Below are 13,263 nucleotides of genomic sequence, written 5' to 3'. Positions count from 1 at the left end.
TTTATTATGGTTGTGCAAAAGAGGCTCTAGCTCCTCCAGTCGTAAAAATAGCCGAGATTCTGCTTTTCTGACCTGTTGAAAACATGTACATTGCTGCATCATCAACATAATCCATGTAGTTCATTGTCATTTCTACAGGTGTTCCAGAACAAGTGCTGTAGTGTGGATATGAAGGAACTCCATAATTTGCTGTATTATGAGTAGGAGTATCGGCAACAAGATCGCTTCCGCAAGTTGCATCTCCCCAAATGTGACGTAAATTCATCCAGTGGCCCACTTCGTGTGTTGCAGTTCTTCCTAAGTTAAATGGAGCATTTGCAGAACCAGATAATCCGAAATAACGAGAATCAATTACCACTCCGTCAGTAGAAGAAGCACCGCCAGGAAATTGAGCATATCCTAAAATTCCGCCTCCAATGTTGCAAGACCACATGTTTAATTTTGTAGTTGGAGAAGTTGGAGCAAGTCCACCTTGAGCCGTTTTTTTCATAGCGTCATTTGTTCCCCAAGAAGTTTTAGTTGTAGATTTTCTAATAACCTGATCTAAAACAAAAGTAATTCCGATGTTGGCTTTAACTCCTGAGAATAATGCTGGCACATTATTATAGTCAGAGTTTAAAGCATTAAAATCTTTGTTTAAAACATCAATTTGTGATTGAATTTGTGTGTTTGAAATATTTTCTGCAGTAGTTCTATAAAGAACATTCACTACAACTGGAATTTCAATTTTTCCATTTACCAAACGGCCTGTGAAATTTGTACCAGCGTGTTGCACAGTAAAAGTTTCGATTTCATTCATTCTGATTGCCAAAGATGGATCAGCTTTTAATTGCGCTTCTAAAACGTCTTGTGTTGCGCATCCTCTTCTAGAAGCAACACTCGCATCTGGATTTGCAGAATCTGCTGATTGGTCATTTTGACAAGCAAATAGCATTAAGGCTACAAATGTGGTAATAATAACTTTTTTCATAATAATTTGGGTTTTTTGTTATAAAATTGTTGATTAGTTAAATATTGCAGCAATTTTATAACAAAAAAATATTGTGGAAAAATATTACAAAGATTATTTTGTCAGAAATTTTACGAACCCTTACAAATACTGATTCCTACAAAATTTAGGCAAAAAATATTAATAAGTTTTTTCTTTCTTTAATGTTTTTAAAATGTATTTCGTCGTGATTATCTGTCGTTTAACGATAATTTAAAACGATTAAATTGATTTAAAAATGAAATAAAATGACTAGAAAAAGAATTTTTATAAAGAAGTAATCTCATAAAGCGCAATACTGGCAGCCTGAACCACATTCATACTGCTGTTTTTGCCAAACATATTGATATGCACGATTTGATGAGAAAGTTTTAGAAGTTCTTCAGATATTCCGTTGATTTCGCTTCCTATTAAAAGCGCTATTTTTTTATTTTTCGGAATAGAAACTTCTTTTAAAGGTTTGCTATTAGAAGCGATTTCCAGAGAGATAATTTCAAAATCATTATCCAGTAGAAAAGATTGAAGCGCAGTAAAATCTTCAACAACAGAATGTGCTACATGAAGATGCGTGCTTCTAGAAGTTTTATTGATTTTACGAGGCGTCAGCGGAATATCTTTTCCGTAGAAAATAATGTTTTCAACTCCAAAAGCTTCAGAAATTCGGAACAAAGAACCAATATTCTGCTGAAAGTAAATATGATCACAAACTAAAGTAATGGGAAATGTTTTTCTTTCAAATTGATTTTCTTCGTGAGTCAGTTGCATTTTTTTTAGTGAAAAGTGATTAGTGATTAGTAATAAGTGAATAATGTTGACATGTAACGTTATTTTTTTAAATTGATGAATTACTAGTTACTAATTACTTGGGACTAGTCACTAATTAGTAAAAATATAATTGATAATGTTTGCGCCCATTTTTAAGGCTTTGTCTCTTACGTTTGCTGGATCATTATGAACTTCTGGATCTTCCCAGCCGTCGCCTAAATCACATTCGTAAGTATAAAGTAAAACGAGTTTATTGTCTATAAAAATTCCAAATGCCTGCGGACGCGTTCCGTCGTGTTCGTGAATTTTCGGCAATCCGTTTGGAAAAGGAAAAGGCTTTTGAAAAATAGGATGATTTGCTGGAATTTCGACTAAACTATTATTCGGAAAGATCTTTTTGATTTCTTTTCTAATAAATTGATCCATTCCGTAATTGTCATCAATATGCAGAAAACCACCAGCCGTTAGATAATTTCTCAAGTTTGTTACGTCAGCATCGCTAAAAACTACATTTCCGTGTCCCGTCATGTGTACAAACGGATACGAAAATAAATCTGGATTGCTTGGTTCTACAGTCGAAGGTTTATTTTTGATGCGGGTATTAATATTAGCGTTGCAAAAACTAATAAGATTAGGCAAAGAAGTAGGATTTGCATACCAATCGCCACCACCGCTGTATTTAAGCAAAGCAATTTCTTGCGAAAAAGAAGAGATTGAAATTAGTAAAAATAGATAGAATATTTTTTTCATGTAAGTTTTAAATATCTTGTTTTCGCATTTTTTGTCATTTCGACGAAGGAGAAATCACACTAGAAATTCCGCATAGTTTGCCGCCAATCTTTGTGTAATCGAGTGAGATCCTTCGTTCCTCAGGATGACAAACTTTGCGGTTAATTATTCATTAAAAAAAACAACACTATGACAAGCCACAATAGCTGCCGTTTCTGTTCTTAAACGTGTATTTCCTAAAGTTACGGGGTTATAATTATTCTCTAATGCCAATGCAATTTCTTTTTCAGAAAAATCACCTTCAGGACCAATTAAGATCGTAACATCTTCGTTGGGTTTTAAAACCTCTTTCAATGATTTTTTGTCGGTTTCTTCACAATGTGCAATTAACTGTAAACCATTTTGCTTTTGCTTAATGAATTCTTTAAACGAAATCGCTTCATTTAATTTCGGAAGAAATGTTTCGTTGCATTGTTTCATTGCCGAAAGAATGATCTTTTCAAAACGATCTCGGTTAATCACTTTTCTTTCAGAACGATCACAGAAAATAGGAGTGATTTCCTGAATTCCAATTTCGGTAGCTTTTTCCAGAAACCATTCAAAACGATCGTTCATTTTAGTTGGAGCAACAGCCAAGTGCAAATGAAACTTTGGTTTTTCGGCATTCGTAATATTAAGGACTTCAACAATACATTTATTGTCTGAAGCCAATGTAATCTGAGTTTCAAACAATAGCCCAGAACCATTGGTAACATGCAGAATATCTGCATCTTTTTTTCTAAGGACTTTTATAATATGACGGCTTTCTTCTTTATCAAAAGAAAAGCTTTCGGTTGTTTCGTCTATATTCGGATTAAAAAATAATTGCATGATTTAAAATTCGATTCTTGCTTTAGAAACCACAGCAGAAGTTTCAAAACGATTAGATAAGTATTTTTGGTATCCTACAATTCCAATCATTGCAGCATTGTCTGTTGTATATTCAAATTTCGGAATGAAAGTTTTCCATCCGTATTTGCTTTCGGTCTCTTTCAGTGTATTTCTAATTCCTGAATTTGCTGAAACTCCACCGCCAATTGCAATTTGTGTAATTCCGGTTTCTTTTACAGCTAATTTTATTTTATCCATCAAGATTTCGATAATCGTATGCTGAATAGAAGCACAAATATCGTTCAGATTTTCTTCAATAAAATTCGGATTTTGCTGTTTGTTCTTTTGAATGAAATATAAAATAGCTGTTTTTAATCCAGAGAAGCTAAAATCTAATCCCGGAACTTTCGGTTTTGTAAAAGGAAACGCTTTCGGATTTCCTTCTTTTGCATATTTATCAATCAAAGGTCCGCCAGGATAAGGAAGTCCAAGAATTTTAGCGCTTTTGTCAAATGCTTCACCTACAGCGTCGTCTGTGGTTTCTCCGATAATTTCCATATCAAAAAAACTATTCACTTTTACAATCTGAGTATGTCCTCCACTAATGGTTAAAGCTAAAAAAGGAAATTCTGGTTTATCATATCCTTCTTCATCAATAAAATGAGCTAAGATATGAGCATGCATATGATTTACAGCAATTAGCGGCACATTTAAAGCCAATGATAATGATTTGCTGAAGGAAGTCCCCACCAATAAAGAGCCCATTAATCCTGGTCCTTGCGTAAACGCGATTGCGCTTAACTGTTCTTTTTGTACATTTGCTTTACGAAGTGCAGCATCGATCACAGGGACAATATTCTGCTGATGCGCTCGGGAAGCCAATTCAGGAACAACACCTCCGTATTGATTATGAATTAATTGATTGGCAACAACATTTGACAATACTTTGTCGTTATGTAAAACCGCGGCAGCAGTATCATCGCATGAACTTTCGATGGCTAGAATAAAAACCTCTGGATTTTGCATATAAAGGCACAAATTTTGAATTATATTTGACAAATCAAATGATTATATTTCTTTGATTTAAGCAGTGCCCCAAAATTAAAGAATTTTTATCAAAAACAGCCGTACTTTGTCTGTTCAAAATAAATTAAAAGAAAAACTAAAAATAAAGAAGCTATCAAAAGAGTAAAGAAAATAATATCACGAATCCTAATGGGATTGATTTTACTTTTGTTAGCGCTCGCTATCATACTATCTCTTCCTGTCGTTCAGACGCAGATAGCCAACTATGTTACCAACTCATTAAACGAAGATTACAAGGTTAATATTAATGTTGAAAAAACGGCAATTAATATTTTTGGCGGCGTAAAATTGAAGAATGTAACGATTTTAGATCATCATAAAAAAACGATGATTTATTCGGATATCATTACTACCGATATTGCCAGTTTTAGCAGATTGTTGGACGGAGATTTAATTTTTGGAGATTTGCGTTTAACAGGTTTGATTTTTAATCTGAAAACCTATAAAGGCGAAGACGAAAACAACATCAATAAGTTTATTCAGGCTTTTGAGGTTGAAAATACTCCTAAGAAAAAATCGACGAAACATTTTTTGCTAACGGCAAAGAACGCTTATATCGAAAAAGGAAGATTTTCTGTTGTCGATGAAAATAAAACTACACCTCAATTTTTGGATTTTACAAAACTAAATGCCTACATCAGTGAGTTTAAATTGTATGGGCCAGATGTAAATACAAACATTCACCGATTTTCTTTTATGGATCACCGCGGTTTGTATGTTTCTAATTTTGCGGGAAAATTTAGTTATACTAAAAAACAGATTAAAGTTGAAAATCTGGCTATTAAAACCAAAAGATCCTCTATTTATGGTTTAGCCATCTTAAATTATAAGCCGTCAGATTTTCTTGATTTTACAGATAAAGTTCGATTTAATGTTGTGATAGATTCTTCTTCAATTGCAACAAACGATATCCGTTATTTTTATGATGGTTTGGGTAAAAATCAGCATTTTAAACTAAAAACAAAACTAGATGGTCCGTTAAATAATATGACGCTTACAAAGTTAAGATTAAGCGATACAAACGGATCAAAAATTAATGGAACAATCAATTTTAGAAATCTTTTAGGCAGCAAAGAGCAGAAGTTTTCTATGGATGGAAAATTTGATAAACTGCTTTCTAGTTATGATGATTTAGTGATTTTACTTCCAGGAGTTTTAGGCAAAAAACTTCCGATCGAAATGAAGAAAATTGGTAAGTTTAATATTGTTGGAAAAGCAAAAGTAACGACCACAGAACTAGAAACAGCTTTTAAAATTGCTACCGATATTGGAAATGGGCAGGTTGATCTTCATATGAATAATATGGACTTTATTGATCGCGCTTCTTATTCTGGGAATATTATTTTAACGAATTTTGATGTCGGAACTGTTTTAAGCAGAAAAGATATAGGCAGAACTACATTGAATCTTGATGTGGATGGAGTTGGTTTTACTGAGAAATATTTGAATACAGTTATTAAAGGAGATATTGCGAAACTGGATTACAATAAATACACCTACAATAATATAGTAGTAAACGGAAACTTTAAGCTTCCTTATTATAAAGGTCAAATTGCGATAAACGATCCGAACTTGAATTTAAGTTTTGATGGCTTACTGGATTTGAGCAAAAAAGAGAATCGTTATGATTTTCATATCAATGTTGAAAATTCAGATTTGCGAAAACTTAAGTTTGTCAAAGATTCGATTTCGCGTTTTAAAGGAGATGTTGTCGTTCAATTAACTGGAAATTCTATCGAAAATCTGCAAGGAGACATTTTTATTAATGATGCAGAATATGAAAACCCAAAATCGACTTACGTTTTTGATCAGGTGAATTTGAACTCTAGTTTTGATGCTGATCGTTTGAGAACCATCACGATTAGTTCGAATGATGTGGTTGACGGAAAAATTGTGGGTAAATTTAGATTTGATCAATTGGATAAATTGGTTATGAATTCTGTCGGTAGTTTATATACCAATTACAAGCCTTATAAAGTTAGAAAAGGACAGTTTTTACGCTTTAATTTCCGTGTTTACGATAAAGTCGTCGAAATGCTTTATCCGCAAATAAATATTGATTCGTCTACCGTTGTGCGCGGAAAGATTGATTCTGATTTGCAAGAATTTAAATTTCGTTTTAGATCTAAAAAAATTACGGCAGACAAAAACACTTTTGATAATATTCGTATTAATATTGATAATAAGAACCCGCTTTATAATGCATATGTCGAATTAGATAGTATTAAGACGCCTTATTATAAAATACGTGATTTCAATTTGATTAATGTCACATCAAACGATACTCTTTATGTGCGTTCGGAGTTTAAAGGAGGAAATCAGGGCGAAGATTACTTTAATCTAGATTTATACCATACTATAGATAAGAGTAAAAACAATATTGTCGGGATCAAGAAATCTGAAATGAAGTTTAAGGATTATATCTGGTACTTAAATGAAGATGCTGAAAAAGATAATCAGATTATAATTGATCAATTTTTTAAAAACTTCACATTTGATAATATCGTTTTATCTCACGAAAACCAAAAAATTGATTTAAACGGAGTGATAAAAGGATCCGATTATAAAGATCTCGAACTGACTTTTGAAGATGTTGATATTAATAAAATTACACCCGTAAATTCCAAGTTTGTATTTGATGGTAATTTGAATGGAAATGTCAATTATAAACAGAATAAAAATGTTTATCAGCCCACGGCATCCATAAAAATTGATCATCTGGTTATGAATAAGACAGAATTGGGTACGCTTAATTTTGATATTTCTGGAGATGAAAGCTTTAAAAAGTTTACAGTTAATTCATCGATTCAAAATGGTTTTACAGAATCATTTAGGGCAAACGGAACTTTTGCAGTAGAGAATAAAGAAACAGTTATGGACATGAGTCTGAAACTTGAAGGTTTCAATTTGGCTACATTAGGAACTATCGGCGGAGACGTTTTATCGAATGTTCGTGGTTCTGTTTCTGGAAATGCCGCTGTGATTGGGAATTTGAAAAAACCTGAAATCAACGGTCGTTTATATGTAGAAAAAGCAGGAATGACCATTCCGTACCTCAATACAGATTATGAACTTAGCGATCGAACGGTAATTGATTTAACGAATGAGAAATTTTTATTCAGGAATAATCAGTTGACAGATACTAAATACAATACAAAAGGTTTGCTGAACGGAAGTATTGAACATAATAATTTTGGAGATTGGAAATTAGATTTGAATATTACTTCTAAACGATTAGTAGCGCTTGACACAAAAGATAGCGACGATGCGGCCTATTTTGGAACGGCATTTATAAACGGATCGGCTAGTATAAAGGGTCCCGTTGATGCTCTGTTTATTAAGGTAGACGCAAAATCTGAAAAAGGAACCGAGGTTAAGATTCCGATTAATAATACGCAAAGTGTTGGAGAAAGTAGCTGGATTCATTTTGTAACACCAAAAGAAAAATACAATCTCGCCAACGGAATCATAGAAAAAAACAGAGACTATAACGGACTTGAGCTAGAATTTGATTTTGATATTACGCCAGATGCCGAAGTAGAAGTTATTCTAGATCGAAATTCTGGCCATGGTATGAAAGGAAAAGGATACGGATCGCTTTTATTTAAAATTAATACTTTGGGTAAATTTAATATGTGGGGGGATTTCCAGGCGTACGAAGGAACTTATAACTTTAAATATGGCGGACTTATCGATAAAAAGTTTACGGTTAAAAAAGGAGGTTCTATTATTTGGGAAGGAAACCCGATGCGTGCCCAGCTGAATTTGGAAGCCGTTTATAAAACGCAGGCCAATCCAGCAGTGCTTTTAGATAATACTTCTTCATTCAATAAAAAAGTTCCTGTAGAAGTTGTTATTGGGTTGAGAGGAGATTTGGCTAGTCCAGAACCTAATTTTGATATTCAGTTCCCATCAGTAAGTAATGTTTTAAAATCGGAGATACAGTATAAGTTGGATGATAAGGATATTCGTCAGACACAAGCACTTTATTTATTGTCAACGGGTTCGTTTATGAGTACCGACGGATTCAGCCAAGGAGATTTTTCTGGTACATTAACAGAAACGGCTTCGAGTTTGCTGGGTGGAATTATCAAATCGGATAATGATAAAGTAAACATCGACTTGAATTATATTGCGGCAGATAGAAGAACAGGACAGGAGGTTGATGGTCAGTTTGTAGCCAATATATCGTCTCAGGTAAATGAACGAATTACAATCAATGGTAAATTGGGAGTTCCTGTTGGAGGTGTAAACGAATCCGCTATTGTTGGAGATATTGAGATTTTGTATCGTGTAAATGAAGACGGTACGATGAATCTTCGCTTATTCAACAAAGAAAATGACATTAATTATATAGGACAAGGAATTGGTTATACGCAAGGAGTCGGTATTTCGTACGAAGTAGATTTTGATACCTTTAGCGAGCTTGTCAATAAGCTGTTTAAAAGCCATAAAATAGAAAAAGCGGTAAAAGGTTCTTCTGCCGATCAAATGCAGGATTCTTATCTAAATCCGGATTATATGAATTTTACAAGTAAAAAAGATTCGGAGAAAAATAAAAAGAAAGCAAAAGAAGACGAGGAGAAAAGAAAGAAAGAAGAAGAAAAGAAGAAAAAGGAACAGTCGCAAACACAAACTCCAAATAATAACAATCAGGGGCTGATTCCAGACAACGATTATTAACACTTTGTTAAAAATAGACATTTATAAAACCATTATTCTCGATAATGGTTTTTTTTGTGCTAAATTTAGGCGCTCTAATAGAATTTTCCAAGTGAGCGGGAAATTCTGATTTTTATAACACTTCATCAGGGTATTGTTAATTTTGACGATTTAATTAAAAAAATACTGTTTTATTATTTTTAATGAAATTTTTTCGTAGAAAAAACTTATTAACGAAAACGTTTGAATTTAACAGATTTTATTAATTTATGATAATCGTAACCCGAAAAGTGCTGAATGTTTGCTAATTTTACACTTTAATACTTAAATAATGCCAAAAACAATAAAAAAAGTAGGTGTTCTTACCTCAGGAGGAGATTCACCTGGAATGAATGCTGCAATACGATCAGTTGTTCGAACTTGCGCATACCATAATATAGAATGCATCGGAATTTATAGAGGGTATCAAGGAATGATTGAAGGAGACTTCAAGGAGATGGGACCACGAAGCGTAAATAATATTGTAAACAAAGGTGGAACGATCTTAAAATCGGCTCGTTCAGTTGAGTTTAGAACCCCTGAAGGTAGAAAGAAGGCACACGAAAACCTAGTTAAGGCTGGTGTAGATGCTTTAGTTGTTATTGGCGGTGATGGTAGTTTTACTGGAGGATTAATTTTTAATTCAGAATTCGATTTCCCAATAATGGGAATTCCTGGTACAATTGACAATGATATTTATGGTACAAGTTTTACTTTAGGGTACGACACGGCTTTAAATACTGTTGTAGACTGTATCGATAAAATTAGAGATACTGCGAGTTCTCATAACCGTCTTTTCTTTGTAGAGGTTATGGGTAGAGATGCGGGTCACATTGCTCTTAACGCTGGTATTGGTGCAGGAGCAGAAGAAATTCTTATTCCTGAAGAAGATTTAGGTTTAGATCGTCTTTTAGATTCACTTCAAAAAAGTAAAGCATCAGGAAAATCATCTAGTATTGTTGTAATTGCTGAAGGAGATAAAATTGGTAAAAACGTATTCGAATTAAAAGATTATGTTGAAGCTAATTTACCAGAATACGATGTACGTGTTTCTGTATTAGGACACATGCAGCGTGGTGGTTCTCCATCTTGCTTTGACCGTGTTTTGGCAAGCCGTTTAGGAGTTAAGGCAGTTGAATCTTTAATTGAAGGAAAATCAAACTATATGGTTGGACTTCGTGAAGATAAAGTGATCTTAACGCCGCTTGAGCAAGCTATTAAAGGTAAATCAGAAATTGATAGAGAATTATTAAGAGTGTCTGACATCATGTCGACATAACCAATATAAAGTTTAAAAAGAGAGAGAAGTTTATTGTGAGGAAATTAGACTTTGAATTAGTGTAATAAAAACAAAAGCAAAAAATTTAGTAAAATGTCAAAAGTAAAATTAGGAATAAACGGATTTGGACGTATCGGAAGAATCGTTTTTAGAGAGTCTTTCAATAGAGATAATGTAGAAGTTGTTGCAATCAATGACTTATTAGACGTAGACCACTTAGCTTATTTATTAAAATATGATTCAGTTCACGGTCGTTTCAACGGAACTGTAGAAGTTAAAGAAGGAAAACTATATGTAAACGGAAGAAATATCCGTATCACTGCAGAAAGAAATCCTGCTGACTTAAAATGGAACGAAGTTGATGTAGATGTAGTAGCGGAATGTACTGGTATCTTCACAACTATCGAAACTGCAAGTGAGCACTTAAAAGGTGGAGCTAAGAAAGTTATCATTTCTGCTCCTTCTGCTGATGCTCCAATGTTTGTAATGGGAGTAAACCACGAAACTGCAAAAGCTTCTGATTTAGTTGTTTCTAACGCTTCTTGTACTACAAACTGTTTAGCTCCATTAGCTAAAGTTATCCACGATAATTTCGAAATCGTTGAAGGTTTAATGACTACTGTTCACGCAACTACTTCAACTCAAATGACAGCTGACGGACCTTCTAGAAAAGACTGGAGAGGTGGACGTGCTGCTGCAATTAACATCATTCCTTCTTCAACAGGTGCTGCTAAAGCGGTTGGAAAAGTTATCCCATCTTTGAATGGAAAATTAACTGGAATGTCTTTCCGTGTACCTACTGCTGACGTTTCTGTTGTAGATTTAACTGTAAAAGTGGCTAAAGAAACTACTTACGAAGAAATCTTAGCTGTATTGAAAAAAGCTTCAGAAAACGAAATGAAAGGTATCTTAGGATATACTGAGGATGCAGTTGTTTCTCAAGACTTTATTTCAGATAAAAGAACTTCTATCGTTGATGCTGGTGCAGGAATCGGTTTAAATTCGACTTTCTTCAAATTAGTTTCTTGGTATGACAATGAGTACGGATACTCAAGCAAATTAATCGATTTATCTGTACATATTGCAGGTTTAAAATAATAATATATATTTTTGCAAAATCCCGTTACTTTACAATAACGGGATTTTCTTATTTTGTTACTTCTATAATTAATGTAAAAAGCACACTTTTAAATTAAGAATAGAGAAACCTAATTCCAAAAACTAAACAAATGAAATTAATAGTTGACAGTGGATCTACTAAAGCCGATTGGATTGCGATAGATGATAATGGAAAAGTATTATTCACAACACAAACTTTAGGATTAAATCCTGAAATTCTAGACGAGCCAGAAATTATCGAAAGATTAAATGACCGTTTTGATATCTTACAAAATAAAAAAAATGCTACACATTTATTCTTTTATGGTGCCGGATGTGGTACAGATAGAATGAAAGAGTGGTTAAAAAGAATTTTTCAAGAATATTTTTCTAACGCCATTGTAGACGTTCAAGAAGATACTTATGCAGCTGTTTACGCAACAACTCCAAAAGGAGAAGAGGCAATAGTTTCGATCTTAGGAACAGGTTCTAACTGCAGTTATTTTGATGGAAAAGTATTGCATCAAAAAGTACAATCATTAGGATACATTGTTATGGATGATTGTAGTGGTAATGTTTTTGGAAAAGAATTAATTAGAAAATACTATTTTAATAAAATGCCTAAAGAATTGGCTGTTGAACTTGAAAAAGAGTACGACGTTGATCCAGATTTTATTAAAAACAAATTATATAAAGAACCAAACCCGAATGCTTATTTAGCTACTTACGCTAAATTCTTAATTAAGCATAAAGACACTGAGTTCTGTAGAAAAATCATCTTCAAAGGAATGAAGTCTTTCGTTAAGAATTACATCAAGCAATTTGATAACTGCAAAGAAGTTCCAGTACATTTTGTTGGTTCTATTGCATTTTACTTGAAAGATGAATTGCAAGAGACATTTAACAAATATGAACTTCAATTGGGTAATGTTTTAAGAAGACCTATTGACGGATTAATTGCTTACCATGTCGCTAATCAATAGTTCTGGTTTTATGGAAATTGCCATTATTGCTCATGATGGAAAAAAAGCTGATTTAATTGATTTCCTAATCAAAAATGAAGCTGTTTTGCATAATGAAAAGATAAGGCTTATTGGTACTGGTACTACGGGAGGAAAAGCAGAAGCTGCGGGATTTAAAACTCAAAGAATGCTATCTGGACCTCTTGGAGGCGATGCGCAAATTGCAGGAAGAGTAGCAGAAGGAATTACGCAGATGGTTTTCTTTTTTAAAGATCCTTTATCGAGCCATCCGCATGAAGCAGATATTAATATGCTAATTCGTGTTTGCGATGTGCATAATGTGCCGCTGGCAACCAATGAAGCAACGGCACAATTATTATTAGATGCTATTGCACAGCGATTATAGAAATTTCTACATTAACATTTTTTGGCAAACAAGCCACTTGAACCGTTTCACGAGCTGGAGCGGTTTTTTCGTTAAAATAAGAACCGTAAACCGTGTTTATTGCTCCAAAGTTATTCATGTCCATGATGAAAATAGTTGACTTAACAACATTTTCAAATGTCATACCTGCAGCTTCAAGAATAGCGGCAATGTTTTGCATCACTTGATGGGTTTCATCATTAATATTGTCTGTAATCAATTCTCCTGACTCTGGATTGATTGCAATTTGTCCAGAAGCATAAAGTGTGTTTCCAGATAATACGGCTTGATTATACGGTCCGATTGGAGCCGGAGCTTTCTCGGTGAAAATGATCTTTTTCATAATAAAATTATTTTGATT

General features: G+C 33.6%; 11 protein-coding genes. 5 read left to right on the top strand and 6 right to left on the bottom strand.

All coding sequences use genetic code 11. The features are described from left to right. Positions 1 to 4: 4 nt before the first annotated feature. The 5 genes from SOM12_RS00685 to tsaD all read right to left on the bottom strand — a co-directional run bounded on the left by SOM12_RS00685 (position 5) and on the right by tsaD (position 4,378). Positions 5 to 970, bottom strand: coding sequence for a zinc metalloprotease (locus SOM12_RS00685; RefSeq protein WP_095930493.1), 966 nt, complete (start codon positions 968 to 970; stop codon positions 5 to 7). A 285-nt stretch (positions 971 to 1,255) separates the two neighbouring features. Then, the gene (locus SOM12_RS00680; protein WP_095930494.1) at positions 1,256 to 1,753 is read right to left on the bottom strand and encodes a TrmH family RNA methyltransferase; all 498 of its coding nucleotides are present in this window, start codon (positions 1,751 to 1,753) and stop codon (positions 1,256 to 1,258) included. 111 nt (positions 1,754 to 1,864) lie between these two features. After that, on the bottom strand, positions 1,865 to 2,503 hold the full coding sequence (locus tag SOM12_RS00675) for a DUF4159 domain-containing protein (protein WP_320492024.1): 639 nt from the start codon (positions 2,501 to 2,503) through the stop codon (positions 1,865 to 1,867). Positions 2,504 to 2,647: 144 nt separating this feature from the next. Then, on the bottom strand, positions 2,648 to 3,352 hold the full coding sequence (locus tag SOM12_RS00670) for a 16S rRNA (uracil(1498)-N(3))-methyltransferase (protein WP_320492023.1): 705 nt from the start codon (positions 3,350 to 3,352) through the stop codon (positions 2,648 to 2,650). 3 nt (positions 3,353 to 3,355) lie between these two features. Further along, positions 3,356 to 4,378: a tRNA (adenosine(37)-N6)-threonylcarbamoyltransferase complex transferase subunit TsaD gene (gene tsaD / locus SOM12_RS00665; RefSeq protein WP_129745714.1), complete on the bottom strand. Its 1,023-nt coding sequence runs from the start codon at positions 4,376 to 4,378 to the stop codon at positions 3,356 to 3,358. Between the two features lie 189 nt (positions 4,379 to 4,567). Between tsaD and SOM12_RS00660 the strand changes: the two genes are divergently transcribed. From SOM12_RS00660 to SOM12_RS00640, 5 genes are all read left to right on the top strand, one after another. Further along, positions 4,568 to 9,121 (top strand): translocation/assembly module TamB domain-containing protein, encoded by a 4,554-nt coding sequence (locus SOM12_RS00660; protein WP_320492022.1) that lies wholly within the window; start codon positions 4,568 to 4,570, stop codon positions 9,119 to 9,121. A gap of 310 nt (positions 9,122 to 9,431) precedes the next feature. Continuing rightward, on the top strand, positions 9,432 to 10,418 hold the full coding sequence (gene pfkA, locus SOM12_RS00655; RefSeq protein ID WP_095930499.1) for a 6-phosphofructokinase: 987 nt from the start codon (positions 9,432 to 9,434) through the stop codon (positions 10,416 to 10,418). 93 nt (positions 10,419 to 10,511) lie between these two features. Then, complete coding sequence (gene gap, locus SOM12_RS00650; protein WP_012026555.1) at positions 10,512 to 11,516, top strand: type I glyceraldehyde-3-phosphate dehydrogenase; 1,005 nt, start codon at positions 10,512 to 10,514, stop codon at positions 11,514 to 11,516. 131 nt (positions 11,517 to 11,647) lie between these two features. Beyond that, positions 11,648 to 12,499 (top strand): N-acetylglucosamine kinase, encoded by an 852-nt coding sequence (locus tag SOM12_RS00645; protein ID WP_095930500.1) that lies wholly within the window; start codon positions 11,648 to 11,650, stop codon positions 12,497 to 12,499. A 10-nt stretch (positions 12,500 to 12,509) separates the two neighbouring features. Further along, positions 12,510 to 12,884 (top strand): methylglyoxal synthase, encoded by a 375-nt coding sequence (locus tag SOM12_RS00640; RefSeq protein ID WP_095930559.1) that lies wholly within the window; start codon positions 12,510 to 12,512, stop codon positions 12,882 to 12,884. Here SOM12_RS00640 and SOM12_RS00635 read toward each other — a convergent pair. Then, positions 12,865 to 13,245, bottom strand: coding sequence for a RidA family protein (locus SOM12_RS00635; RefSeq protein ID WP_095930501.1), 381 nt, complete (start codon positions 13,243 to 13,245; stop codon positions 12,865 to 12,867). The two genes, SOM12_RS00640 and SOM12_RS00635, sit on opposite strands and share 20 nt — an antisense overlap. Positions 13,246 to 13,263 lie beyond the last annotated feature (18 nt).

Source organism: Flavobacterium sp. CFBP9031 (assembly GCF_034044945.1).
Classification (GTDB): domain Bacteria; phylum Bacteroidota; class Bacteroidia; order Flavobacteriales; family Flavobacteriaceae; genus Flavobacterium.
The sequence above is the reverse complement of the archived record's forward strand: the minus strand, read 5'-3'. Positions and strand labels throughout refer to the sequence as shown.